Source organism: Klebsiella oxytoca NBRC 105695, from assembly GCF_001598695.1.
Taxonomy (GTDB): domain Bacteria; phylum Pseudomonadota; class Gammaproteobacteria; order Enterobacterales; family Enterobacteriaceae; genus Klebsiella; species Klebsiella oxytoca.
Window position 1 is genome coordinate 198305 of record NZ_BCZK01000002.1, and the last position, 26329, is coordinate 224633.

Consider the following 26329-nt stretch of genomic DNA (forward strand, 5'->3'; position numbering starts at 1 on the left):
ACAACCGGCCGGATTTTGGTTACTCTCCTGTATCAGCGCTAAATGACATGGAGAAATGCCGATGGCTGTCGTAACTCTTTCCACCGTTCCTCAACCCCCGCTCTGGTACGATGTGCCTTCCGTCACGCTTAACGACGACACGCTGCGCCAGCGCAAAGCGAAGGTGCTGGCGAATATGCGGCAGCAAGGGCTGGATACGCTTATCATCTATGCCGATAAAGAGCACGGCGGCAACTTTGAGTATCTCACCGGTTTTATTCCCCGTTTCGAAGAGGCGCTACTGGTAGTGCATCGGGACGGTGAGGCGGTGCTGGTACTGGGTAACGAGAACCTGAAGCTGGCAAGCTACGCGCGGCTGGAAAATCGTGTGATTCACGCCCCGTGGTTTTCGCTGCCCAATCAACCGATGGAACCCCGCAAAACGTTGGCTCAGCTGTTTCAGGAGGCGGGCGTTGCGGGGGGAAAAAGAGTTGGCCTCGCGGGCTGGAAGCTCTTTACCGGCGCGGTTGATGACCGCGCGCGGATGTTCGATCTGCCCGCCTTTATCGTTGACGCTATTCGCGAGGCAGCCGGGCCGCAGGCAAGTATAACCAACGCCACCGGCATTTTTATCGACCCGGCAAGCGGAGCGCGAATCACCAATAATGCCAACGAGCTGGCGCACTATGAGTACGGTGCTAATCTCGCCTCAACCGCGATTCTGACCGCGCTTAACGCCATTGCGCCGGGAAAAACGGAAAAGCAAATCGGCGCGCTGCTGGCGGCGGAAGGGCAAGCGAATAGCGTGGTGATGATTGCCGCCACCGGCGATCGCTTTGCCGGAGCGAATCTCTACCCCAGCGATAAAGCTATCCAGCGCGGAGATAAATTCTCGCTCACCACCAGTTTTAAAGGCGGCCTGAGCAGCCGCGCCGCCTACGTGGTGGCCGATGAGAGTGAACTGGCGCCTGAGGTGGCTGATTATCTGGACGTAGTGGCGAAGCCCTATTTCAACGCGGTGGTGAACTGGCTGGAAAATCTGCGCATCGGCATGCGCGGCGGCGATATGTATGCCCTGATCGAGCGAGTATTGCCGAAGGCGGAATATCACTGGCACCTGAATCCGGGGCATCTGGTCGCGGATGAAGAGTGGCTCTGCTCGCCCATTGGCCCCCATTCAGCCGCCTGTCTGCAAAGCGGAATGATATTGCAGATCGACATTATTCCTTCCCGAGCGGGCTACGGCGGCGCAAGCATTGAAGATACCGTGGCGCTTGCCGACAGCGCGCTGCGTCGGGAGCTGGCGCAAAGTTACCCCGAGCTCTGGCAGCGCATTGTCGCCAGACGATCGTATATCGGCAATCGGCTTGGCATTGCGCTTCCTGAAGAGGTGCTGCCTTTCTCCAGTACCGTCGGCTACCTGCGTCCGTGGCTGCTTAGCCCGGAGCGCGCGCTGGTCTGCGCACCATGCTGACACAATGCTGTCAGTAGGCCTGTCATACACTCCTCCTGAACCCAAACAATGGACAGGAGGAAGTATGAACAACGTCATTAACTGGTTTGAGATCCCGGTTGCCGATATGGATCGTGCCGTGGCGTTTTACGAGCCGGTGATGCAGGTCACGCTGAAACGGGAAAATATGGAGTGTGCCGAAATGGCCGTATTTCCTTATCAGGACCCGGCTCCCGGCGGCGCGCTGGCAAAGTTTGATAGCGTAAAGCCCTCCGATCAGGGATGCATTATCTATCTGCATACCGATAATCTGACGGCCACGCTAGAACGCGTCAACTCTGCGGGCGGAAGCTGCGTTTTTGGCCCCTTTGAGCTGGCGGACGATATCGGCACGATTGCCCTGTTTATCGATAGTGAGGGGAATCGGATTGGTTTGCATCAACCCGCATAAATGAGATAACAAAAATGAGCCGACGCGCCGACCGTCTTTTTCAAATCGTGCAGATCCTGCGGGGGAGGAGATTAACCACCGCCGGATTGTTGGCCGAGCGGCTTGGCGTGTCAGAGCGCACTATTTACCGCGACATTCGCGATCTCTCGCTTTCCGGGGTTCCGGTTGAGGGAGAGGCCGGAAGCGGCTATCGGCTGCTGGCGGGCTATGATCTACCGCCGTTAATGCTGACAACCCAGGAATCGGAAGCGCTGATAGCCGCTATTCGGCTACTGCAAACCTGGGGCGGCGCGTCGCTGTCCCGGGCGCTGGAATCGGCGCAGGAAAAGGTGCTGGCGATATTGCCCGCGGAGAGCCGACGTAAGGCCGAGCAGTCGCGGCTGTTCGCACCGGACTTTGGTTCCCAGGGCTATAGCAAAGATCAGTTTGATTTGGTGCATCGGGCGGTCTCCGCTCAGCAGGCGCTCGCGCTGCGCTATCGTGATGAAGCGGGAAATCAGTCGCAGCGAGAAGTGCTGCCGCTGGGGCTTTTTTTCTGGGGCGAGCGCTGGCTGCTGGTGACCTGGTGCGAGCTGCGTGAGGATTATCGCTGTTTCCGTCTCGACCGCTGTCTGGAGATTTCCGCCACCGGGCGTCATTTCAGCGAACGAGCCGATCGTTCATTGAGTGATTTCTTGCGTAAGGTGAGGTGCGAAGAGCGTTAGCTTTAATTATCCCCGGCGCATTTGCCGGGGATAATCGAGCCGATTAGAAGTTGTAACCGACCACGAAATAACCACCCCAGCCGGTAGAGCGGACGTTAAAGTCGCCGTCGCCGAAGTTCAGTTTCGCGTCATCCGCCCACTGGCCGCCGTTGTGGAAGTAACGCGCCACGACGGAGTAGTGCCAGTGATCGTAGTTCAGCGCCAGGATATGGCTGGAAGCGATGGAGTTGCTGGTGCGTGAATGCTTACCGTTCAAATCATAAGAGTTGTCATCGCCCAGATCGGAGCCCCAGTCAAAGTTGGTGAAGCCGATATAGCTCAGTGAACCGCCCCACAGATCGGTCAGCGGCACAAAGTATTTCACTTTGAAACGGTAACCGTCCCATTCGTTCTCGTTAGATGCGCCATAGTTTTGCCACTGATATTTCGCATAGACGTTCAGGGAGAGGCTCATCGGCAGGCCGGTATCGATATCGGTACCCAGACCCATATACCAGGTGCTCTGACGACCGGATTTGTTGCGGCCCATGTCGTAGATATAGTTGTTGGCGAAATACCACTCTTTGAACGGGCCGAAGCTGAGGTCGGTACCGGTCAGTTTATCGATAGAGAAGCGCGGCTCAATTTCCATAAACAGCGGAGAACCGTGGTTCCAGATACCTTTCGCGTCGGTGTTGCCGCCGAAGAATACCGGCGCATCCATATAGCCATAGAAATCAAACCAGTCTTTCTTAGCGAACGCTTCATATTCCAGATAAGTATCGTTACGAATCTGCGGCCCAAAACGAGTGTGGTAGCTGCCCACCACGTTCACACTCTGGTGCCACCAATCAGACAGATATTGCGGTTTGTCGTTTTCTGCCGCGCTGGCAGAGAAAGATGCGGAGAGCGCCAGAGCTGCGCCAGCTGCCAGTAATGTTTTTTTCATAATGATGCCACTGTTTAAATTAAGCCTGAAGGCGTTAAAAGAATCGCCGTAGCGTTTCTAAATATTTCGTATTTCTGTGGCGTCTATTATAGGAATCATTGCTCACAAAAATATGTGTTGTTTCACATAACGAAGACATAGGTAATCGATTGCGTTCACGATTTTATGCATTTCTTGACGAAATGCCACCGAAATTCATAATTCCTGTCAATTTTTAGTGAACCGATCGGGAAATCTGTAAGTGGATTTGCACAGCGGAAAAAAAGCCGGATGTTGAACGCATCCGGCAGACGGCATTACTGCATACTGGCGGGCTGAATATCGTGGATGCGAACGAAGCCAACCTGCTCTGGCGTCACGCCATTCAGGCGCAGCGGAATGTCGACATCGCTCGGCGCCAGGACGCTTGCCGGAGCGCTAATGAGCTGATTTTGTACATTAACCTCCTGGTAGCTATCGGTTGTGCCGCTGATCTGCCCGGAGGCGACCGTCGCGCTAAAGGCCGGCAGCGGATCGTTTGATTCCCCCTGAATGCGCAGGGTGAGGCGGGTACCGTCGCCATCCGGGGCGATATTGAGCAGCGACATGCGCAGGGTACCAATCTGGCTTTTCAGGCGAGCTGGCGTTTTCGCCTCCGGCAGCAGGTATACGCCGCTGTTTGATTTCGCGTTCAGAACGTTTTGCTGAGTAATTTTTACCGTTTGCTGATTGAGCTGGGTCATCTCTTTGCTCAGAGTGCTCACGCTCTGGTTCATCTGGCGAATTTCGCTTTGCTGCGCGCAGGCGCTAAGGGTGAAAATGCTACCCACAATGGCCAGCTTTAAATAACGTCTTGTCATAGTCGAGATTCCGTTAACAGAGGATGCTTAATGGTAGATCGTTCGGCTAAACGCACTATAGATCCTTTGTCTCAAAAGCTCTTTCTTTGTTGTCGGGTCACTTCGCGGTAAACTACCTGTTAGTTTAACTACTTGTCAGGACGCGCTATGCATTGCCCTTTCTGTTTCGCCGTAGATACCAAGGTTATCGACTCACGTCTGGTGGGCGAAGGCTCTTCCGTGCGTCGTCGCCGCCAGTGTCTGGTCTGCAACGAACGCTTTACGACGTTTGAAGTGGCGGAGCTGGTGATGCCGCGAGTCGTAAAAAGCAACGACGTGCGCGAGCCTTTTAATGAGGACAAACTGCGCAGCGGCATGCTTAAAGCACTGGAAAAGCGTCCGGTCAGCTCAGATGACGTCGAAATGGCGCTTAACCACATTAAAACCCACCTGCGCGGAACCGGCGAACGTGAAGTGCCGAGCAAAATGATCGGCAATCTGGTGATGGAACAGCTGAAAAAGCTCGATAAAGTGGCCTATATCCGCTTCGCTTCCGTCTATCGCAGTTTCGAAGATATCAAAGAGTTTGGCGAAGAGATCGCCCGCTTACAGGACTGATCCATGCAGGACGAAATATACATGGCGCGAGCGCTGAAGCTGGCTGCGCGCGGACGCTTCACGACTCACCCAAATCCGAATGTCGGCTGCGTGATTGTCAAAGATGGCGAGATCGTCGGCGAAGGTTTTCACTATCGCGCCGGTGAACCGCACGCGGAGGTGCATGCGCTGCGCATGGCGGGCGAAAAAGCCCAGGGCGCGACGGCGTACGTGACGCTGGAACCCTGCAGCCATCACGGGCGTACGCCGCCGTGCTGCGAAGCGCTAATTGCCGCAGGGGTAACCCGCGTCGTTGCCGCAATGCAGGACCCCAATCCCCAGGTCGCGGGGCGCGGTCTGTACCGCTTGCAGCAGGAGGGCGTTGACGTCAGCCACGGGCTGATGATGAATGAAGCCGAAGCGCTGAATAAAGGTTTTCTCAAGCGCATGCGCACCGGCTTCCCGTGGATCCAGCTAAAAATGGGCGCATCGCTGGACGGCCGCACGGCGATGGCCAGCGGAGAGAGCCAGTGGATCACCTCACCGCAGGCGCGGCGTGATGTCCAGCGCCTGCGCGCGCAAAGCCACGCTATTCTGACCAGCAGCGCGACGGTGCTGGCGGACGATCCGGCGCTGACCGTACGCTGGGACGAGCTCAACGCTGAAACCCAGGCGCTGTACCCGCAGGAAAATCTGCGCCAGCCTTTACGCATCGTTATTGATAGCCACAATCGCGTCACGCCGCAGCACCGTATCGTGCAGCAGGCGGGCGAAACGCTGTTTGCCCGCACCCGTGAAGATGAACGGCAGTGGCCGGAGAGCGTACGTACTCTGCTGGTGCCGGAGCATAATGGTCGGCTGGATCTGGTTTTATTGATGATGCAGCTGGGCAAACAGCAAATTAACTCGATCTGGGTGGAGGCCGGGCCAACGCTTGCCGGCGCGCTGTTGCAAGCCGGGCTGGTGGATGAGCTTATCGTCTATATTGCGCCTAAACTGTTAGGCAGCGATGCGCGCGGATTATGCGCGCTGCCGGGGCTTGAGAAACTAGTGCAAGCACCCCATTTCAAATTCAACGAGATACGTCATGTAGGCCCGGATATTTGCCTGCATTTAGTGAACGCTTGATTTCCCTGGTCAAAAGGGAAAGCAGTGCGCCGATTATTATGATAGAATCCGCCCCCCTTGCGGGGCCAAATGAACTGAACCCGAAGGAAGAGTATGAACATTATTGAAGCTAACGTTGCTACCCCGGACGCTCGCGTCGCCATCACCATTGCGCGTTTCAACAACTTTATCAACGACAGCCTGCTGGAAGGTGCGATTGACGCCCTGAAGCGTATTGGCCAGGTTAAAGATGAAAACATTACCGTTGTTTGGGTTCCAGGCGCGTACGAACTGCCGCTGGCGGCTGACGCACTGGCGAAAACCGGTAAGTATGACGCGGTGATTGCGCTGGGTACCGTTATCCGTGGCGGCACTGCGCATTTTGAATATGTGGCTGGCGGTGCAAGCAATGGCCTGGCGCACGTCGCTCAGGACAGCGGAATCCCGGTAGCCTTCGGTGTTCTGACCACAGAAAGTATTGAACAAGCCATCGAACGCGCTGGCACCAAAGCCGGTAACAAAGGCGCTGAAGCAGCGCTGACCGCGCTGGAAATGATTAACGTATTGAAAGCCATCAAGGCCTGATTTTTGTAAGGGGAATTCCGTGAAACCTGCTGCTCGTCGCCGCGCCCGTGAGTGTGCTGTCCAGGCGCTCTACTCCTGGCAGTTGTCCAAAAACGACATTGCTGATGTCGAATACCAGTTCCTGGCGGAACAGGATGTAAAAGATGTCGACGTTCTGTATTTCCGCGAGCTGCTGTCCGGAGTGGCGACTAACAGCGCGTATCTCGACGGCCTGATGAAGCCGTACCTTTCTCGTCTGCTGGATGAGCTGGGTCAGGTGGAAAAGGCGGTCCTGCGTATCGCGCTGTTTGAGCTGTCAAAGCGTAGCGATGTACCGTACAAAGTTGCGATTAACGAAGCCATTGAACTGGCGAAAACCTTTGGCGCTGAAGATAGCCACAAGTTTGTCAACGGCGTGCTGGACAAAGCTGCCCCGGTAATTCGTCCCAACAAAAAGTAAACTCCAGGGCCGGATTTGCAGAGTCTCACTTCTGCAAACCGGCCTTATTCTTTTCTTTTTCTGAGGCATAACGTATGGCATGCGGCGAATTTTCCCTGATTGCCCGTTATTTTGATCGCGTAAAAAGCGCACGTCTTGATGTTGAAACCGGCATTGGCGACGACTGCGCGCTCCTGAATATCCCCGAGAAAAAAACGCTGGCAATCAGCACCGACACCCTGGTGGCGGGAAACCATTTTTTACCTGACATCGACCCTGCCGACCTCGCCTATAAAGCGCTGGCGGTAAATTTAAGCGATCTGGCGGCGATGGGCGCCGAACCGGCATGGTTAACGCTGGCTCTGACCCTGCCGGAAGCGGACGAAGCCTGGCTTGAAGCCTTTAGCGACAGCCTGTTCGTACAGCTTAACTATTACGATATGCAGCTCATTGGCGGCGATACTACTCGCGGACCGCTGGCGATGACGCTGGGTATTCACGGCTATGTGCCAACGGGACGCGCGCTGAAGCGTTCCGGGGCAAAGCATGGCGACTGGATTTACGTCACCGGCACGCCGGGAGACAGCGCTGCTGGCCTGGCGATTTTGCAGGATCGGCTGCAGGTGGAAGATGCCACCGACGCGGATTACCTCCTGGCGCGTCATCTGCGCCCGCTGCCGCGGGTTCTGCAGGGTCAGGCGCTGCGCGATCTGGCGAATTCGGCCATCGATCTTTCCGACGGCCTGATTTCCGACCTGGGGCATATTCTCAACGCCAGCGGCTGCGGCGCGCGCATCGACCTTGATGCAATGCCGTTCTCGGATGCGATGCTGCGCCAGGTGGATAAGGAGCAGGCGCTGCGCTGGGCGCTCGCCGGCGGTGAAGATTATGAACTGTGCTTTACCGTACCTGAACTCAACCGCGGGGCGCTGGACGTGGCGCTTGCCAATCTCGGCGCGCGTTTTACCTGTATTGGACAGATCGTTCCTGAATCGGAAGGCCTGCAATTCACCCGTGAGGGCAAGCCGGTAACGCTGGACGTTAAGGGGTATGACCATTTTGGCGCGTAGTAGAGATGTGGCGAAAAGCCGGCTGAAGATGAGCAACCCCTGGCATCTGCTGGCAACGGGATTTGGCAGCGGTCTTAGCCCCGTGGTCCCCGGCACGATGGGGTCGCTGGCGTCGATTCCCTTCTGGTACTTGCTGACCTTTATTCCCTGGCAGCTCTATTCGCTGGTGGTGATGATGAGTATCTGCATCGGCGTCTATATTTGTCACCGTACGGCGAAAGATATGGGTACCCACGATCACGGCAGTATCGTCTGGGACGAGTTTGTCGGGATGTGGATTACGCTGATGGCTTTGCCGACGATGGACTGGCAGTGGGTTGCCGCCGGGTTCGTGATTTTTCGCATCTTTGATATGTGGAAGCCGTGGCCTATCCGCTGGTTCGACCGCAATATCCACGGCGGGATGGGGATCATGGTGGATGATATCGTCGCCGGGGTGATTTCCGCCGGGGTGCTGTACGTCATTGGCCACCACTGGCCAATTGGGCTTTTCTAAAGGTCGTCCGGCCCGCCTGACGTGTACCGCCCGTAGATCGTGCAAGCCGGCGTTTCCCGGAGGCGGTGCTGCGCACCTGTCCGGGCTACTGTCCCACAGACGGTGGAGAACTCGTAGCCCGGGCAAGGCGCTTTGCGCCGCCCCCGGGAGCAAAGCGCAGAGTGGCATAATTTCCCGGAGGCGGTGCTGCGCACCTGTCCGGGCTACTGTCCCGCAGACGGTGGAAAACTCGTAGCCCGGCAAGGCGCTTTGCGCCGCCCCCGGGAGCAAAGCGCAGAGTGGCATAATTTCCCGGAGGCGGTGGTCAACCCGTTGTCCGCAGATATTGGTGAATCTGTAGCCCGGCTAAGCGCAGCGCGAGCCGGGAATCTGGTAGGGACGGCGGGTTACTTGAACCCCACGATCGGGTGAGGTTTATACGGTGCTTCCAGCTTCTCAATCTGCTCTGGCGTCAGCGTTAAATCGACCGCATGCAGCAGTTCATCCAGCTGTTCCTGCCTTGACGCGCCGATAATCGGCGCGGCCACGCCGGGCTTGCTCAATAGCCAGGCCAGCGCGACCTGAGCGCGCTCGGCATCAAGCTCTTCCGCGACCTCCGCAAGGTTTGCGGCAATCTGCTCGTCATTCTCATCCATGGCATTATAGAGCGACTTACCGAATTCATCCGATACCAGGCGGGCGGTGGTTTCTCCCCAGGGACGCGTCAGACGACCGCGCGCAAGCGGGCTCCAGGGCATTACCGCGACCCCTGCGCGGCTGCACAGCGGTAGCATCTCATTCTCTTCTTCACGGTAAATCAAATTGTAATGATCCTGCATGGTGACGAAGCGAGCCCAGTTATTTTGCTCCTGCAATGCCAGCGCCTGCGCGAACTGGCGCGCATGCATCGACGATGCGCCGATATAGCGGGCTTTACCCGCCTTGACGACGTCGTTGAGCGCCTCGAGGGTTTCTTCAATGGGCGTGGTGTAATCCCAGCGATGGATCTGCAGCAGGTCGACATACTCCATACCGAGACGGCGCAGGCTGTCGTCAATAGATCGCAGGATCTGCGCCCGCGACAGTCCCTGCGGCAGATCGCCCACCTGATGATAAACCTTGGTCGCGACAATCACGGAATCGCGTCGGGCATATTCGCGCAGCGCGCGGCCGAGGATCTCTTCGCTGCTGCCGTCAGAGTAATTATTAGAGGTGTCGAAAAAGTTAATCCCGCCTTCGAGGGCGTATTTAATGAGCGGGCGGCTGCTCTCTTCCGGTAAGGTCCATGCATGGTTGCCGCGGTCCGGTTCGCCGAAGGTCATACAGCCAAGGCAGAGCCGAGAGACGCGGAGATCGGTATCGCCAAGAGGGATATAGTGCATAGTGCGCTCCTGCTACGGATAAAAGTATCCCTTAAGCATAGCAGGAGCGGTAACGGCAATTATGCTAGCCAGGCGTGGATTTTGGCTTCAATTCCTGCGGCGTCGAGGCCGAGATCGGCATACGCTTCTTCCTGGGTTCCCTGCGGAATGAAGAAATCAGGCAGGCCGAGATTCAGCACCGGCACCGCGCGACGGCGGGACATCAGCAGCTCATTCACGCCGCTGCCCGCGCCGCCCATAATGGCATTCTCTTCCAGCGTAACCAGCACCTCGTGTTCTGCGGCCAGCTGTAGCACCAGCGCTTCATCCAGCGGTTTGGCAAAGCGCATATCCACCAGAGTGGCGTTAAGCTTCTCCGCGACTTTGGCGGCCTGTGGCAGCAGCGTGCCGAAGTTAAGGATGGCGATCTTCTCGCCTTCGCGTTTCACCACGCCTTTACCGATAGGCAGCGATGCCAGCGGTTCAAAGGCAGCACCGGTACCGGAGCCACGCGGATAGCGCACTGCGCTCGGGCCGTCGTTGTAGTGATAGCCGGTATAGAGCATCTGGCGACATTCGTTCTCGTCGCTTGGCGTCATGATAACCATATCCGGGATGCAGCGCAGGAAGGAGATATCAAATGCGCCCTGATGGGTCTGACCGTCAGCGCCAACGATTCCTGCGCGGTCGATAGCGAACAGCACCGGCAGCTTCTGGATAGCGACATCGTGAATCACCTGGTCGTAGGCGCGCTGCAGGAAGGTTGAATAAATCGCCACCACCGGCTTATAGCCGCCAATCGCCAGGCCAGCGGCAAAGGTGACCGCATGCTGTTCGGCGATAGCCACGTCGAAATACTGGCCGGGATACTTTTTCGAAAACTCGACCATTCCTGAACCCTCGCGCATCGCGGGGGTAACGGCCATCAGCTTGTCATCCTTTGCGGCGGTTTCGCACAGCCAGTCGCCGAAGATTTTCGAGTAAGTTGGCAGGCCGCCGCTGCTTTTAGGTAGCACGCCGCTGGTGTGATCGAACTTCGGCACCGCGTGGAAGGTAATCGGGTCTTTTTCGGCGGGCTCATAGCCGCGGCCTTTTTTGGTCATGATATGCAGGAACTGCGGACCTTTCAGATCGCGCATGTTCTTCAACGTGTTAACCAGACCGATAACATCGTGGCCGTCCACCGGCCCAATGTAGTTAAAGCCCAGCTCTTCAAACAGCGTCCCCGGAACCACCATCCCTTTGATATGTTCCTCGGTGCGTTTGAGCAGCTCTTTAATCGGCGGTACGCCAGAGAAGACCTTTTTGCCGCCTTCGCGCAGCGTGGAGTAGAGTTTTCCGGAAAGCAGCTGCGCCAGATGATTGTTTAGCGCGCCGACGTTCTCAGAGATCGACATTTCGTTATCGTTGAGCACTACCAGCAGGTCGGGTTTGATATCACCAGCGTGGTTCATCGCTTCAAACGCCATCCCGGCGGTGATCGCCCCGTCGCCGATCACGCAGACCGCGCGACGCTGCTTATCTTCTTTGGCTGCGGCGATGGCTATGCCGATGCCGGCGGAGATAGAAGTGGACGAGTGGCCGACGCTAAGAACGTCATACTCGCTCTCCCCGCGCCAGGGAAAGGGGTGCAGTCCGCCTTTCTGACGGATAGTCCCGATTTGATCGCGGCGTCCGGTCAGAATTTTATGCGGGTAAGCCTGGTGGCCGACGTCCCAGATAAGGCGATCGAAAGGCGTGTTATAGACGTAGTGCAGCGCCACGGTTAGCTCTACCGTGCCGAGGCCGGAGGCAAAGTGCCCGCTGGAGCGGCTGACGCTGTCCAGCAGGTAGCGCCGCAGTTCGTCGCACAGTTTCGGCAGGCTATCTTTCGGCAACAAACGCAACTCCTGGGTGGAGTCCACCAGCGCCAGGGTCGGGTATTTGGCAATATCAAAACTCATCAGAGACTCATTTATTGTTTATTTATCACGCTGAATTATGTAATTCGCGAGCGCTTCCAGTGCCGTGGTATCCAGAGATTGCGCGGCCAGCTCGTTTAACGACCGGCGGGCGTCGGTAATCAGGTCATGGGCCTTTTTCCGGGCTTGCTCAAGTCCCAGAAGGGCGGGGTAGGTACTTTTGCCCAACTGCTGGTCGGCTCCCTGACGTTTGCCAAGGGTGGCAGTATCCCCTACCACGTCGAGAATGTCATCCTGGACCTGGAAGGCGAGACCGATATTTTCTGCGTATCGATCGAGAGCGGGCAACGCTCTGCGTCCGGCTTCACCTGCGCTCAGTGCGCCCATTCGTACCGCTGCGCGAATCAATGCACCGGTCTTATGGCGATGAATACGCTCCAGCGACGGCAGGTCAACCTGATGACCTTCCGCTTCCAGATCCAGCGCCTGACCGCCGCACATCCCGGCGATGCCGCTGGCCTGCGCCAGTTCAGAAATCATCGCCAGACGATCGCGATCCGGTACTTCCGGCATCGGCGCATCACTCAGTATAGAAAACGCCAGCGTTTGTAGAGCGTCTCCAGCAAGAATTGCGTTCGCCTCGCCGAATTTTATATGGCAGGTTGGCTGACCACGGCGCAAATCATCATCGTCCATTGCCGGAAGATCGTCGTGCATTAGCGAATAGGCATGGATGCATTCGACGGCGGCGGCGGGAGCGTCCAGCGTAGCGCGGCTAACGCCAAACATGTCGCCGGTCGCGTAAACCAGAAACGGGCGCAGGCGCTTGCCGCCCAATAGTGCGCCGTACTGCATGGCTTCGACCAGCGGAGTGTTCTGAAAGGGCTGCGGAGCGATAAAACGACGCAGCGCTTCGTTAGCCTGCTCAACGCACGACTGTAGCTGTTGCGGAAAATCCATTTATTCAGCGTCCGGCGTAAAAGGCGTCAGCGGCGCATCTTCGCTATCCGCCAGCAAAATTTGCACGCGCTGCTCGGCCTGCTGCAGCTTTGCCTGCCCCTGGCGCGCAAGCTGTATGCCGCGCTCGAATTCGCCGAGCGCTTCTTCTAGCGGCAGCGAGCCGCTTTCCAGACGATTAACAATCTGCTCCAGCTCGCCCAGGGCGGTCTCAAAGCTGGCCGGGGCCTCATTTTTCTTTGGCATAGTGAATATAGACTCTTGTTATGTCTCGATGGCTATCAATATGGTAACGAAGTCGCGCGGTTAATCAAATAACGCGCAATGCCAGGTGAAAAGCGTCCAATAGTGGTATACTCCGCGCCCTGGATGCAGACGCCGATCGCGCCTGTACAACTTTTTATGCTTAAAGCCCCGTCGGGCTTGCCAACGAATATTGTCGCCATGAAGTTTATCATTAAATTGTTCCCGGAAATCACCATCAAAAGCCAATCTGTGCGATTGCGCTTCATTAAAATTTTAACCGGGAACATTCGTAACGTTCTCAAAAACTATGATGAGACGCTTGCCGTCGTTCGTCATTGGGATCATATCGAGGTTCGGGCAAAGGATGAAAACCAGCGCCTGGCTATTCGCGATGCCCTGACCCGTATCCCCGGTATTCACCATATTCTTGAAGTCGAGGACGTTCCTTATACTTCCCTGCACGATATTTTCGAGCAGACGCTGCCGCTGTGGCGTGAAGCGCTGGAAGGTAAAACCTTTTGCGTGCGCGTTAAGCGCCGCGGTAAGCATGAGTTTACCTCAATCGAAGTCGAGCGCTACGTTGGCGGCGGTTTGAACCAACATATTGAAACGGCGCGCGTGAAGTTAACCGACCCCGATGTGACGGTGAACCTCGAGATTGAAAACGATCGCCTGCTGCTGGTTAAAGGGCGCTATGAAGGTATTGGCGGTTTCCCGATCGGCACCCAGGAAGACGTGTTGTCGCTTATTTCCGGCGGTTTCGACTCCGGCGTCTCCAGCTATATGCTGATGCGTCGCGGCTGTCGCGTGCACTACTGCTTCTTTAATCTCGGCGGCGCTGCGCATGAAATCGGCGTACGTCAGGTGGCGCACTACCTGTGGAACCGTTTCGGCAGTTCCCACCGGGTACGTTTCGTGGCGATTAACTTCGAACCCGTGGTTGGCGAGATTCTGGAAAAAGTCGATGATGGCCAGATGGGCGTGGTGCTCAAGCGTATGATGGTTCGCGCGGCGTCAAAAGTCGCCGAGCGCTACGGCGTGCAGGCGCTGGTTACCGGCGAAGCGCTGGGACAGGTCTCCAGCCAGACGCTGACCAACCTGCGTCTGATCGACAACGTCTCGGATACACTGATTCTGCGTCCGCTGATTTCACACGATAAAGAGCACATTATTAATCTGGCGCGTGAAATCGGTACCGAAGATTTTGCCCGTACCATGCCGGAATACTGCGGCGTTATCTCGAAGAGCCCGACCATTAAAGCGGTAAAGGCGAAGATCGAGGCGGAAGAAGAGCACTTCGATTTCGACATCCTGGAAAGAGTGGTAGCGGAAGCGACGAATATCGATATCCGCGATATTGCTCAGCAGACAGAACAGGACGTGGTGGAGGTGGAAACCGTCAGCGGCTTTGGCCCGAACGACGTAATCCTCGACATTCGTTCTGTCGACGAACAGGATGACAGGCCGTTAAAGGTGGAAGGCGTGGATGTGGTCTCTCTACCGTTCTATAAGCTCAGCACCAAATTTGGCGATCTCGACCAGAATAAAACCTGGCTGCTGTGGTGTGAACGCGGCGTGATGAGCCGCCTGCAGGCGCTGTATCTGCGCGAGCAGGGCTTCCAGAACGTGAAGGTGTATCGCCCATAACAAATTGATAACAAGGATGTTATATGATTCCTGAACAACCCGCAGGCCAGGATGGCGTGCCGTTGACGATTTATATTCCGGGACAGTGTTTGTCGTTTTCCCAATACCAGTGGGGAGCGAGGCTGGCCCGGCTCGCATTGCCAGAACGTCGCCGCCGTTTAGCTCCTGTACCCGCATTTCTTATTAGCACACTTATTATGTGGCTGATTTTTGCCTTTTTTGCGTCATTGAGCGATGGTCATTATCAGTTCAGATTAAGCGCCTGGTCCATTAGCGATGGGGCGGGCGAGTATCTTTTCAGGTTACGCAATTCAAAGGTGATAGCCGTTTTTCTGGGATGCTACATTGTCGGCGTGTTGACCATCCGGCTTCTTTATCGCCGATTTCAGAGATGTTGGTCCCGTCGCTTTTATGACGCCAATGAAGCTATTCGCAGCGGATATTGCCTTCAGCTGTGGGAGGAGGGCGTAAGCTGGATGGATCACTCTAATCAAAATTACCGGGCTTTTCTGGCGTGGAGACACGTTAAGGGGATCGTAACTCACGGAAAAATGGATTATTTAGATTTAGGGACCTTAGGATTTTTGTGGATCCCCGTTGATTTAGATGCGTATCCGCGAGCGCAGGTATTCAGGTTTATTGAACGTCATATGTGAAGGTAACGGCGGAAATTTCCGCCGTTGGCTCACGCTTCGTAGTAGTTATAAATTCCCGCCGCCATGACCAGCTGTGATGCGACTTCATGGGCTTTTTCACGCCCAACCAGCAGATCAATTATCTTTAAAGCGAAATCAATGGACGTCCCGGGTGCCTGGCTGGTAAGTAGCTTAACGCGAGCATCCCAGACGACGCGCCTGTCCTGCCACTGCCCGGCAGGAATGCGATCTTTCAACCCGGGAAATCCGGTCATATTGCCGATGGGGAACAGATTATGCGGCACCAGTACGGTGGCCGCCGCGGCGCAGATCGCTGCGACGATACGCCCGGAAAGGTGAAACTGACGCACGGTCTCAACCAGCAGAGGGCTGTCGCGGAAGCACTCGGCGCCCTTAATGCCGCCAGGAAGAATGATGATATCGAAGTCGCCATCGGCCACTTCCACCAGTGGCGCATCGGCCAGCAGCTTGACGCCGCGGGAGCAGACAATCGTCAGATCGCCATCGCTGGCGACGCTGGCGGTTGTGACCTTTATGCCGCCGCGAACGAGTAAATCTATGGTGGTGACCGCTTCGGTCTCTTCGCTACCAGGGGCGAGGCAAATCAGTGCCGACGCGCTCATATTCATTCTCCTTACGCTTAACCAGTTCAAACAGACGGGTATTTTCAGGTACGGCTATACCGTGGGCTCGAGCACGCTTTAGCAGAAAACCGGTAATATAGTCGATTTCCGTATGGCGCTGGGCGAGAATATCCTGCAGCATTGAAGAAGTATTTTCTGCCGTACTTTCAATAACCTGATGAACATAGAATAACAGGTTTTCCGGCGAGGTATGCATCCCCTCGCGCTCCATAACCGCCGCAACTTCATAGCAGATGTCAGCGACCTCCTGAGGATATTCGCGTAAGGCGCCGTTATGGCAGTTCTTCAACGCCGTCAGCGGGTTGATCACGCAGTTAACAGCCAGCTTACTCCAGATTGCGGGGTAGATATTATTATGCCAGGCAACGTCAGGTAGCACGCCCTGGAGCACATCGGCAAGATAACTGTAGTCCTGCGGATAATTTTTCGCTGGACCAATGTGGCTGGTGCCATTGGCAACATGGACAATGACGTTGCCGTCGCGGCGAGCAGCCTGGGTTGTCGAAGCCATCAGCAGCGGCTGTCTGATGCTTTTAAGCTCATCCACGGTTCCCATACCATTATGCATGAGCAAAACAGGCGATGATGAGGGCAAAATTGCGCTCAGATTTTTCACCGCGTTGGAGACCTGCCAGGCTTTCAGCGTGACCAGTAACAGGTCGCTACTGGCGAGAAAATCAGGATCGTTAGCGATAAATGATTCATTAAACACGCTACCGTCGGTATCAATGACATTGACGCTACAGAATGGCTGGGGGACGCGTAACCAGCCCTGGACTTCATGCCCGTGTTTGTACAGCGCAGTTAGCCATAACTGTCCCAGTGCACCGCATCCGAGTACGGTTACTTTCATTATTCCTCCTCACCTGTGAGTGCTGCATCAGGTGCTCATGGCTAAAGTATAGCGTTATCAGTTATCCTTTCGGGATAACAAGTTGAGTTATGTCGCGTTGCAGGTATTATGCAACGCAAAAGAAACTGAAGGAGAGGAAAAGATGCCATCTTTCGATATTGTCTCTGAAGTCGATCTTCAGGAAGTTCGAAACGCCGTAGAGAACGCGACCCGTGAAGTTGAATCGCGTTTTGATTTTCGTAACGTCGAAGCGAGCTTTGAACTGAACGAAAAGAACGAGTCCATCAAGGTCCTCAGTGAGTCTGATTTCCAGATTAATCAACTGCTGGATATTCTGCGCGCCAAGCTGCTTAAACGCGGAATTGAAGGCAGTTCTATTGAAGTTCCGGATGAGTTCGTGCACAGCGGTAAGACCTGGTTTGTCGATGCAAAGCTGAAGCAGGGAATTGAGAGCGCGACGCAGAAGAAAATCGTTAAGCTTATCAAGGACAGTAAGCTGAAGGTGCAGGCGCAGATCCAGGGTGAAGAAATTCGCGTTACTGGAAAATCTCGTGACGATCTGCAGGCGGTTATGGCTCTGGTACGCGGCGGTGATTTAGGTCAGCCGTTCCAGTTCAAAAATTTCCGCGATTAGCCAGTATGCTCAGATAGTACACGCTTATCCGGCCCATTAGAACGGTCGGATAAGCCGTCGCCCATTTTCACTCACGTTCTGAATCATGACATTTTAAATGTGAAATTAATGAGTTCAACTACACAATAATATTCCCTTTAGTTAATCAATCTCCTTTCAGCCTTGCAACAGCGGCTTGCTCTCAGACATTAAACCCGCATATCGATTATGACTGGTAAGCGGTACAGCACGCCAGTTGCATAATACTGGCGATAGCCGGCAAGGTTATGTCCTTGAGCTTGCATTCAAATATATTTCATGTTTTGCCATACTAATTCCTTAATAGACTATTCATTGACGTATTAGCGCTTTTACTCATCAAAGAGTCGGTTGAATTATTCGAATTTCACTATGTTGCCACCATATAAAATTTGTCTGGTAGGGGAATATGGAGATGTTTTTATTCATCGTACTTATTATTTACCTGCCTGGTATTTTTATAATTTAATGTTCAATAACACATCGCATAAGGTATCAGAAATTGATGAAAATAAAATTAAAGCGATTTCAGATAGGTAACACTAACATCCGGATGTTTACCAGAACCCTCACTTTATTAATGTTGTGAAATGAGTTTTCGAACGAATAGCGCCTGTCTGAATGGTGTGTTTATCTGAGGTTGCTGCTAAAATCCAATAAAATCAGATTGTTGAAGCCCGGATTTGAGCGGTGTTATTCTTTTTGATTTCGCATGAAACAATAGTAAACACAAAGTTGAGGATATTAGAAATCTTCCGATTTAATTTAAAGATAATATTCATTCTTGATCTTCATCATGAAGGTCTGGAAGTTGATATAATGGGTAATAATTCACTTTTGTTTATGAAACTATTCGAGGAAAGTATAGCGAAGTCAGTTAAGTGTTGTATGAAAGCTGTGGCCGGCAGGGATAATATCAGCGGCCTAAACCATAAGGTGCAGAACAGAGATAAGCTTACGCGGATACAACCTCTGCAGAGGGTAAAATTCGTAAATTAAAAATATAATCGACTAAATATTTTGCTTAAAAATACTAAAGTTTATGCTTCATATATTTCATAAATCATATTAGTTGCTGTATACAAGATGTTGATGAATTGGATGTGATTTATACACAAGGATCGGTGCACTAATTAGTGTGCTAAAAATGGCCTGATGTGAATGATGATGCTTGCACATTGTGTAATTCCATTAGGCTGTGCTCTATCAATACTATCTGAAAAGGTTTATATGAAACATTACGCGAATAAAAAAAGAATGCTAAAATTAAATCCTGTTGCTGCTTCAATATTACTGCTTTTACCGGTAATGGCCCAGGCTGATATCTCAATCATTAATGGGAACGTCACGTCAGCAAACGGTGTTCCTGTTGTGAATATTAAAGAAGCAAATAGCAAAGGACTTTCACATAACGTTTACGAAACACTGAACGTGGGCAAAGAAGGGGTGATTTTCAATAACTCCGCCAGCGCTGTGCAAACGACTCTGGCCGGGCAGATTGAAGGTAATGCTAATCTCGCGGGTGGAACCGCGAAAGTTATTCTGAATGAAGTAACTTCAAAAAATGCAAGTACCATCAACGGGATGATGGAAGTGGCCGGCGACTCTGCTCATCTGATCATTGCTAACCCAAATGGGATTACCACCCAAGGGGGTGGTTTCATCAATGCGGAAAAAGGGACGCTGACGACCGGTACGCCAAATGTAAAAGATGGTGCATTAACCGGTTATACCGTGAAGGGCGGCAATATTACTGTTGGTAACTTCCAAAGTGAATCACCCACAGAAATTTTAGCCCGCAGCGTCAAAGTGAACGGAAGTCTAAGAGTTGATGAGCTATCAGTCACCGCAGGCAACAACGTTATCGATGTCGATGGTTCTATCACCGGCACAGTGGAGGCCATCGATAAAGCTGCTTCCTATGGCGTGGATGTCTCTAAACTCGGCGGTATGTATGCCAACCGCATTAATTTGATAAGCACTGAAGGCGGCGTTGGGGTACGTAACGAAGGGACTATTGCCGGCGGTGCCAGTGGCCTTAATATCACTAGCAACGGTAAGCTAATAAATAACAGCGCTATGATTCAATCTAGTGGCGACATAGCTGTAAATACCAATGGTGCTCTGGATAATATAAACGGTAAAATTAACAGCGGTAGAAGTATTACAATTGATACTGCCAAAAGCAGCATCAATAATACCACTGGGGGAAATATTTCTGCTGCATCAGATATTAACATTCTAAGCGGTGCACTGGATAATGCCAATGGTAAGATTGCATCTGGAGGAATGTTAACGGTTAATACCAACAATAATAAGCTGAACAACTCCGGAAGAAGCAAAAACGCTGGTATCGAAGCGGCAATAGTACTTATCGAGAGCGGAGAACTCAGCAATAGTAATGGTCAAATACATGGCAATTATATTAATCTAAAGAATAGCTCTATGGCTAATAACTCTGGCGTTATTGATTCCGATGGAAACGTAGAGATTAATAGTACTGGTAATATAGAAAATATAACTGGCTTGATTCGCTCCAGTGCAGCTAATGTGAAAATAACAACTACTAAAGCTATTAAAAATAACAATAATAAATCACTCGATCCGGCCGGTGCTGAGGCCAAAGGTATAATTTCTGGAAGCGGCACAGACATCTCGGCAGATTATGTCTTTAATAATGCTGGAACAATCGCCTCAGCTGGTGATATTAAATTAAAGACCACTAGAGATATCGATAACTACCAGGGGAAAATTGAAAGTAGTCAGAATATTTCAATCGAAGGTCGTGAGCTGCGGACCAGCCAGGCAGGAATCAATGGTATAAAAGGTGTTAATATCGAGCTTAGCGACAAATTTGATAGCCGTCTTGCTATGGTAACGTCTACCGAGGGTGACGTATCGATTAAAGCTAACAAAATTATTAACGACAGCTCATTGATTCTCGCCAAAAATATCAACGTTGAATCAGGCTCATATCTGGACAGCAAGTATTCAATGATGGTCTCCGATGAAAACCTGACGTTAAAGGCGGAAGGCGACATTAATGTTAGTTCTAGTAACATGTTTGGAGCTTATGCTGGACAATATTTCGGTTATATCAACCAGGAAGGCGGTGTAATCGCCGGTAAAGATCTGAATATTACCGCAAAAAATGTCAACAATACTTCTGGACGTATTATCTCTCAGTCGGGAGATGCTAACATTAACCTTTCTGGTAACCTGGCAAACAACAAAGGGCAGGTGGTTGCTAATTCTGGCAACATGAACATCGCTGCCAAACATGTTGCTGCAGATTATTCAACCGTTTACAGTGCAGGCAACATGAATATTAATGTTGACTCGCTGTCTTTAGAAGGTAACGGTTCTATCGCTAAAAATACCGCAACTGGTATTATTTCCTCAGATAGAGATATTTTCATAAATGTTAATGGTGATTATTTCAATAATGGCTGGATTAGTGGCAAGGGGGATGTGACTGTAAAAAGCACCGGCTATTTAAGAAATTCTCATACCATTAATGCTGACGGGAATCTTAACGTTAGTGGATACACTATAGCTAACAATAAAGATATCGTTTCTGGGAAGGCATTGACAATTACTACCAATACTGACTTGACCAACAATGCTAATGGTAATATCACTGGGTATACGACCAGGGTCGATGCTAATAATGTCTCTAATATGGGTAACCTGGTTGCTTCATCCCAACTCAATCTGAATGTGGCAAATAATATCTATAATTATTTGAATATCTATACCGAAGGAAAAGCAGTAATCAATGCCAAAAAAGTTATCAATACTGGCTTTTGGGCTGTCTTTGGTGGGGCTCAAGGACTTCAGACAGCTGCAAATATAACAAATATATTTGGTACTGTGGTTGGTAAATAGATAGAACGCTAAATATAAGGTAAAGGCAGCAAGGGATTGCTGCTTTTACCTGTCAGGAAACGAAATGGATATTCGATATATTTTCAGCGCGGCCTTGATATTAATCAGTTTCAGCTCAAAGACGTTTGCAGACATGCCGCTCGGGCGTATGATAAAAGAACAGCAGAGTAATGATAATACATCAATCAAAGAACGGAAGATTGAAAAAAAAGATGTTTTTTCGCAAGCCGTACAGGAAATAGCGGAGGATAGCGATTTTCCGCAAGAGACGCCATGCTATGATATTGACGAGCTTATTCTCGAAAATGACTTCCTGAACGATCGCTGGATCCAAAAAATTAAAAAAAGAATCACCGGTAAGTGTTTGGGGGTCAAAGGATTACAAAAAGCAGCTGTCGTTTTGCAGGATCACTTTATAAATTCCGGGTACATAACAACCCGAGTCGAGATACCTTCTCAGGATCTTTTGACTAAAAAACTAAAGCTGCGAGTTATTCCTGGGCGAATATCACAAGTTATTATATCTGATAATGATATAAGTACATGGGGGTTGCCCTTTAAGGAAGGAGATATTCTGAATGTCAGGGATATTGAGCAGGGGCTGGAAAATATACAGAGGACGCCTTGGGTTGATGTTAAGATAAATATCATACCTGGCGTTAACAACGGTACCAGTGAAGTTGAGATTAAACCTCAGCGTACTAAAAGATGGAATTTAAGAACAACATATAACAATTTTGGTGATAAAAGTACTGGCAACCAACTCTTAGGGACAACCGGTTATCTTTATAATTTAACGAAATCTAGCGATCTTTTTTATTTGGCCGGTACCAGTAGTCAGACAGGAGGGTATAAAAATGTTAGCACCTACTATAGTATCCCTTTTGGATACTCTGAATTAAGCCTTTTTTATAGTAGTAGTAAATCAAAACAGAGTATTGATGTTGGCCCCTATGATTTTGACTATGTGGGGAAGACGCAGTACTTCAGCCTTAAGGGATCACGAATGCTGCATCGTGATGCGAGTTCAAAGCTTTCCGCCAATGCAGAACTTATCAGACGCAAGTATGATTATACATTAGGGGGGGAAGAATTAGTTTTACAAAAACGCGATATGAGTAATTTGAAGCTCGGGGTAAATTACAAGAAAAATTTCCCCGGGGCCGTGTTAGATTCCAGTTTAAGCTGGCTGCGTTTTATCAAGGCCTTAGGAAGTACAGAAACGCCGGATATGCGTAACGGAGATGTAAGTCGCCAGAGTCAGATCATGAATCTGAATGTGAATTATATGAAATGGCTAACTTCATTACCTGTTGATGCTTATTATGAACTTAATCTCGGTGTACAGTATACGCCGGATAATCTTACTCTACAGGATCAGCTTACTATAGGCGACCGTTGGAGTGTTCGTGGCTTTGATGATAGTGGAGGAATTTATGGTAATAAGGGATTCTATATACAGAACACGCTCAATCTTATTACAGGTTATAAAAACATAACTCCCTATTTTGGTCTGGATTATGGCCAAATCATCGGTAAGGTCCCGGTACAGGAGATTGAGAGTAAAAAAATAATGGGCGGCATAACCGGTTTAAAAGGAGTTGTTTATGGTTTGGAGTACGATTTATCCTTATCGAGCCCTTTTGTCTACCCCGATAATTTAAATGTAGATAAGTATAAAGTTAAGTTTAACTTTAATTACCAATTATAACTATCGTAGCGATAAATCATGCGTGTTGGTACGGATATTGTTGAAGTGGAAAGAATTATTCAGGCCTTGACGAACAGCAATTCTTGCTTTTTACAGAGAGTGTTTACTCATGCTGAGATTAATAAAATTAACCCGCACGACCCAAATTATGAGCGCGCTTCTGGGTTCTGGGCGGCAAAAGAATCAATTGTAAAAGCAGTAGGTTATGGGTTTAACAATAAAATCCGCTTTCATGATATTGAGGTTACGCATGATGAATATGGAAAGCCAGCGTTTTTGATAACCGGAAGACTGAAGGAAATCCTCGATGAGCAAGGAGTTGCTAATATCTCCTTAAGTATCTCTCATTGCCGTACTCATGCAATCGCAGTGACTATTCTTTGTTAATTAAGGTGATCAATAGATATGTATAATTATAATGACCTCGTTGATAAAACCGTATTAGTCACAGGTGCCAGCGGTGATATCGGTCACGCCATTTGCGGCAAATTTCTTGAGCAAGGATGCGTCGTTTATGCACTTTACTGCACCAATAAAGCGCAGTTGATGGAGCTTCAATCACATCATCCTGCTGGAAAAAAACTTCATCTCCTGCAGGGGGATCTATCGAATCAGGAAGATGTTGCGGCCATATGTGCACAATTATCCAGTGATAAAGGAAAACTGGATGTTTTAGTGAACAATGCAGGAATAGTGAAAGATAACCTCTTTGCTGCTATGACTTTTGATGATTTTAGCTCTGTTATTAATACTAATCTTCTGGGGCTTTTTCGCTTGACTAAAGAGGTCTTACTTTTGTTACGTTCGGCCCAGAACCCTGCAATCATTAATGTTGCATCTATTGCTGCTATTGTTCCGAGTATTGGTCAGGTTAATTATAGCGCTTCCAAAGGTGCCATTTTAAGTTTCACACGAACGCTGGCCGCTGAGCTTGCGCCACGGGGCGTACGAGTAAATGCCGTTGCGCCGGGAATGATCGAATCAAAAATGGTTAAAAAAGTGTCTCGTACGGTAGTGCGTGAAGTCACTAATTCAATTCCGCTTAAGCGCCTTGGGAAATGTGAAGAAGTTGCAAATACTATTGTTTATTTGAGCTCTTCTGCTTCAAGTTATATTGTCGGGCAAACCATCGTCATTGATGGTGGTATGGTTATGCGGTGATATATGTCAAAATTTAAGATCCCGACAAAAGTTTTTCTGGCTATGGGTGGGTGGCGCCAGCCATTGTTAATGGTAGATAGAATCGATGATTTTAAGTATGGCGAGAATGGGTATGTTAAAGTGATAAAGCATGTCACTTATAATGAACCGTATCTTCTTGGCCATTTTCCTGAAGATCCTATCATGCCAGGGGCTATTATTTCGGAGATATTTGGCCAAGCTAGTGAATATTTCTCTTTTTTGTGTGACATTTGCGATATTTATCAACTACGCACAGGGCGAGAATTTCTAACTCTGCGTGATATCCACACATATATAGATCAACCTGATATGCTTGAAGTTATACATAAGCGTCGGGCACAGGTACGTGGAGTACTGGCTGCGCAAAATTTGAAGTTTAAAGCCTCAGCTTATCCGGGGGATACTATTGAAGTGGTAAGTAAACTCGCGTTTTCTGACAATAATGGCTTTAAACATTACTCGGTTATTGCCAATGTAGGTAAGAAAATTATAAGCCAGGGCACCATTATCAATTTTCGGGAAGTTTTATAATTTATCGTAAGGGAATGTTATGACTGATATTAATGAGAAGATCGATCAAAGAAAATCAATACTTGTGACTATAAAAGCGGAGCTTATTCATCGGCTTAATATTCAACGTGAAGAGCATCAAATTGATGACGATACTCCTTTGTTTGGTAATGGACTGAAGTTGGACTCTGTTGATGCGACGGAGATTATCGTCATGCTTGATAAGGCTTTTAACATTCAAGTGCAAGAAGGGGATGATCCATCATATATGAGAAGTATTAATAGCCTTGCTTCATTTATTATTCAGAAAAAACATTCCTGATGTCAATCATGTTAATTTATAAAGGTGTTTTATGAGCTCGCTTTTCGATTTACATTTAGAAGATAATGCTGTGATGGGCAATTATAACAACCGGAGCATACCTTCATCCTATCATGATATTTTAGATGAATATAAAGCGGTGAGAGAGAATGCTTTGCTGGTCGACTACTCTCATATGGCCATTGTTAGCGTAACAGGTGAAGATGCATGGATTCTTGTAAATCACATTGCCTCTGCTGACATTTCAATTGTACGAGATGAACAAGGAATTTATTCACTCGTCTTGAATGACGACGGGACTATCCTTGGTGATATGTATGTGCTGTGTGCTATGGATGGTTATTATATATTGTCTGAAAATATTTCTGTTGCCAGGATTATAGAAGTCCTTAAGTTCGCAGCGGAAAAATATGATGATTTAGGTATTCAGGAGATCCCGGAAATAAAATCCATGGAAGACGATAACTGGGGGGCTATCATGCTTGAAGGGCCATATTCCTGGGAGTTGATGTCCGAGATCTATGGATATGATATCATCGGTCTTCCTTATTGCGAATACATGAATACTGAAGATGACTTAATTGTCTTCCGCTGCGGTAAGCATGGGGAGTTTGCCTATCAAGTAATTGGCCCTCAAAGTTTACTCGTTGAACTATGGGTTAAATTACAAAAGATAGGAGTTAAGTACTTACTTAAAACTGGCGGTTTGGATTACCAGCGTATAGTTCGCGTAGAAAATCCTGGCTGGGATCAAAGCATTTACGCAGAATATTCAACAAACCCTGTCGAATTACAATTGCAGTGGGCTATCCAGTATGACAAGGAAGATTTCATCGGCAAAGCTGCTGTTGAGCTGATGTCTGCCCAGAGTGCTGCTCGCAAAGTTGTTGGCATTGTTCCGTGCGTTAATTGCGCGTCGCTTAGCAAGGATGATAAAATCCTTGTTAATGGGCAGACCGTTGGGTTTATTATTAATGCTGTATATTCTCCGGCTGCGCAAAGTTGGATAGCGTTGGCGTTTATTAATACCCCTTATGCACTATCAGACATCGACGGTTACATAATAAAAACAGCGCACGGTGATATTGCGGCAAAAACTAAAACTTTACCATTTATATATAATTTCAGTTTGCTGGTTAACCCGACAACGCATAGCTATATTGATCCATCGAAAGCGAAAAGTGTTTTATAAAGCATAGAGTATTAAAGTTAAC

Annotated in this window: 27 protein-coding genes; 19 read left to right on the forward strand and 8 right to left on the reverse strand. The window is 50.3% G+C overall.

The genetic code is table 11. The features are described from left to right. Window positions 1–61: 61 nt before the first annotated feature. The 3 genes from KO1_RS04560 to KO1_RS04570 all read left to right on the forward strand — a co-directional run bounded on the left by KO1_RS04560 (window position 62) and on the right by KO1_RS04570 (window position 2587). On the forward strand, window positions 62–1453 hold the full coding sequence (locus KO1_RS04560; RefSeq protein ID WP_023320428.1) for a M24 family metallopeptidase: 1392 nt from the start codon (window positions 62–64) through the stop codon (window positions 1451–1453). A 64-nt stretch (window positions 1454–1517) separates the two neighbouring features. Continuing rightward, complete coding sequence (locus tag KO1_RS04565) at window positions 1518–1883, forward strand: VOC family protein (RefSeq protein WP_004099432.1); 366 nt, start codon at window positions 1518–1520, stop codon at window positions 1881–1883. Window positions 1884–1897: 14 nt separating this feature from the next. Continuing rightward, the gene (locus KO1_RS04570) at window positions 1898–2587 is read left to right on the forward strand and encodes a helix-turn-helix transcriptional regulator (protein ID WP_004099434.1); all 690 of its coding nucleotides are present in this window, start codon (window positions 1898–1900) and stop codon (window positions 2585–2587) included. Between the two features lie 43 nt (window positions 2588–2630). Here the strand turns inward: KO1_RS04570 and KO1_RS04575 are convergent, their stop codons facing one another. Continuing rightward, window positions 2631–3515, reverse strand: a complete 885-nt coding sequence (locus KO1_RS04575; protein WP_004099436.1) for a nucleoside-specific channel-forming protein Tsx — start codon at window positions 3513–3515, stop codon at window positions 2631–2633. Between the two features lie 296 nt (window positions 3516–3811). Then, window positions 3812–4354: a SadB/YajI family lipoprotein gene (locus tag KO1_RS04580; protein ID WP_004099446.1), complete on the reverse strand. Its 543-nt coding sequence runs from the start codon at window positions 4352–4354 to the stop codon at window positions 3812–3814. A 147-nt stretch (window positions 4355–4501) separates the two neighbouring features. Between KO1_RS04580 and nrdR the strand changes: the two genes are divergently transcribed. From nrdR to pgpA, 6 genes are all read left to right on the forward strand, one after another. Continuing rightward, the gene (gene nrdR / locus KO1_RS04585; RefSeq protein WP_004099449.1) at window positions 4502–4951 is read left to right on the forward strand and encodes a transcriptional regulator NrdR; all 450 of its coding nucleotides are present in this window, start codon (window positions 4502–4504) and stop codon (window positions 4949–4951) included. Window positions 4952–4954: 3 nt separating this feature from the next. After that, window positions 4955–6058, forward strand: a complete 1104-nt coding sequence (ribD, locus tag KO1_RS04590; protein WP_064406845.1) for a bifunctional diaminohydroxyphosphoribosylaminopyrimidine deaminase/5-amino-6-(5-phosphoribosylamino)uracil reductase RibD — start codon at window positions 4955–4957, stop codon at window positions 6056–6058. A 93-nt stretch (window positions 6059–6151) separates the two neighbouring features. Continuing rightward, window positions 6152–6622, forward strand: coding sequence for a 6,7-dimethyl-8-ribityllumazine synthase (gene ribH, locus KO1_RS04595; RefSeq protein ID WP_003021575.1), 471 nt, complete (start codon window positions 6152–6154; stop codon window positions 6620–6622). A 19-nt stretch (window positions 6623–6641) separates the two neighbouring features. Then, window positions 6642–7061: a transcription antitermination factor NusB gene (nusB, locus tag KO1_RS04600; protein WP_004099457.1), complete on the forward strand. Its 420-nt coding sequence runs from the start codon at window positions 6642–6644 to the stop codon at window positions 7059–7061. A 74-nt stretch (window positions 7062–7135) separates the two neighbouring features. Further along, window positions 7136–8110, forward strand: a complete 975-nt coding sequence (gene thiL, locus KO1_RS04605) for a thiamine-phosphate kinase (RefSeq protein ID WP_004099460.1) — start codon at window positions 7136–7138, stop codon at window positions 8108–8110. Beyond that, window positions 8091–8606: a phosphatidylglycerophosphatase A gene (gene pgpA / locus KO1_RS04610; protein ID WP_004099462.1), complete on the forward strand. Its 516-nt coding sequence runs from the start codon at window positions 8091–8093 to the stop codon at window positions 8604–8606. The genes thiL and pgpA overlap by 20 nt, the downstream gene beginning before the upstream one ends. A 386-nt stretch (window positions 8607–8992) precedes the next feature. On the opposite strand, the gene KO1_RS04615 is transcribed toward pgpA, so the two are convergent. The 4 genes from KO1_RS04615 to xseB are packed head-to-tail and all read right to left on the reverse strand — an operon-like array spanning window position 8993 to window position 13050. After that, window positions 8993–9967, reverse strand: a complete 975-nt coding sequence (locus tag KO1_RS04615) for an aldo/keto reductase (RefSeq protein WP_004110982.1) — start codon at window positions 9965–9967, stop codon at window positions 8993–8995. 59 nt (window positions 9968–10026) lie between these two features. Continuing rightward, a complete protein-coding gene (gene dxs, locus KO1_RS04620) occupies window positions 10027–11889 on the reverse strand; it encodes a 1-deoxy-D-xylulose-5-phosphate synthase (protein ID WP_004099465.1) in 1863 nt (620 codons plus the stop codon). Window positions 11890–11907: 18 nt separating this feature from the next. Further along, window positions 11908–12807: a (2E,6E)-farnesyl diphosphate synthase gene (gene ispA, locus KO1_RS04625; protein WP_004099466.1), complete on the reverse strand. Its 900-nt coding sequence runs from the start codon at window positions 12805–12807 to the stop codon at window positions 11908–11910. Then, the gene (xseB, locus tag KO1_RS04630; RefSeq protein WP_004099468.1) at window positions 12808–13050 is read right to left on the reverse strand and encodes an exodeoxyribonuclease VII small subunit; all 243 of its coding nucleotides are present in this window, start codon (window positions 13048–13050) and stop codon (window positions 12808–12810) included. Window positions 13051–13248: 198 nt separating this feature from the next. Here xseB and thiI point away from each other — a divergent pair, with 198 nt between their 5' ends. Then, complete coding sequence (gene thiI / locus KO1_RS04635; RefSeq protein WP_024273832.1) at window positions 13249–14697, forward strand: tRNA uracil 4-sulfurtransferase ThiI; 1449 nt, start codon at window positions 13249–13251, stop codon at window positions 14695–14697. Window positions 14698–14720: 23 nt separating this feature from the next. Further along, window positions 14721–15353 carry a hypothetical protein gene (locus KO1_RS04640; RefSeq protein ID WP_004099473.1) on the forward strand — a complete coding sequence of 211 codons (633 nt, stop codon included), beginning with the start codon at window positions 14721–14723 and terminating at the stop codon, window positions 15351–15353. Between the two features lie 29 nt (window positions 15354–15382). Here KO1_RS04640 and yajL read toward each other — a convergent pair whose 3' ends face one another. Both yajL and panE read right to left on the reverse strand, forming a co-directional pair. Next, window positions 15383–15976, reverse strand: a complete 594-nt coding sequence (yajL, locus tag KO1_RS04645) for a protein deglycase YajL (protein WP_004099475.1) — start codon at window positions 15974–15976, stop codon at window positions 15383–15385. Then, the gene (panE, locus tag KO1_RS04650) at window positions 15939–16850 is read right to left on the reverse strand and encodes a 2-dehydropantoate 2-reductase (RefSeq protein ID WP_017146517.1); all 912 of its coding nucleotides are present in this window, start codon (window positions 16848–16850) and stop codon (window positions 15939–15941) included. Before panE ends, yajL begins: the two co-directional genes overlap by 38 nt. A gap of 142 nt (window positions 16851–16992) precedes the next feature. Between panE and KO1_RS04655 the strand changes: the two genes are divergently transcribed. The 8 genes from KO1_RS04655 (at window position 16993) to KO1_RS04690 (ending at window position 26307) form a co-directional block, all read left to right on the forward strand. Further along, window positions 16993–17484 carry a YajQ family cyclic di-GMP-binding protein gene (locus tag KO1_RS04655; protein WP_004099480.1) on the forward strand — a complete coding sequence of 164 codons (492 nt, stop codon included), beginning with the start codon at window positions 16993–16995 and terminating at the stop codon, window positions 17482–17484. 1248 nt (window positions 17485–18732) lie between these two features. After that, the gene (locus KO1_RS04665) at window positions 18733–21390 is read left to right on the forward strand and encodes a two-partner secretion domain-containing protein (protein ID WP_064406846.1); all 2658 of its coding nucleotides are present in this window, start codon (window positions 18733–18735) and stop codon (window positions 21388–21390) included. Window positions 21391–21454: 64 nt separating this feature from the next. Continuing rightward, window positions 21455–23101, forward strand: a complete 1647-nt coding sequence (locus tag KO1_RS04670; protein WP_024273835.1) for a ShlB/FhaC/HecB family hemolysin secretion/activation protein — start codon at window positions 21455–21457, stop codon at window positions 23099–23101. 18 nt (window positions 23102–23119) lie between these two features. Beyond that, the gene (gene acpS, locus KO1_RS26845) at window positions 23120–23488 is read left to right on the forward strand and encodes a holo-ACP synthase (protein WP_004099485.1); all 369 of its coding nucleotides are present in this window, start codon (window positions 23120–23122) and stop codon (window positions 23486–23488) included. A gap of 18 nt (window positions 23489–23506) precedes the next feature. After that, the gene (locus KO1_RS04675; RefSeq protein ID WP_004110989.1) at window positions 23507–24262 is read left to right on the forward strand and encodes a 3-oxoacyl-ACP reductase family protein; all 756 of its coding nucleotides are present in this window, start codon (window positions 23507–23509) and stop codon (window positions 24260–24262) included. A gap of 3 nt (window positions 24263–24265) precedes the next feature. Further along, window positions 24266–24814: a hotdog family protein gene (locus KO1_RS04680; protein ID WP_024273836.1), complete on the forward strand. Its 549-nt coding sequence runs from the start codon at window positions 24266–24268 to the stop codon at window positions 24812–24814. A 19-nt stretch (window positions 24815–24833) separates the two neighbouring features. Then, a complete protein-coding gene (locus KO1_RS04685) occupies window positions 24834–25115 on the forward strand; it encodes an acyl carrier protein (RefSeq protein WP_004099489.1) in 282 nt (93 codons plus the stop codon). Between the two features lie 31 nt (window positions 25116–25146). Continuing rightward, window positions 25147–26307 (forward strand): aminomethyl transferase family protein, encoded by a 1161-nt coding sequence (locus KO1_RS04690; protein ID WP_004099490.1) that lies wholly within the window; start codon window positions 25147–25149, stop codon window positions 26305–26307. Window positions 26308–26329 lie beyond the last annotated feature (22 nt).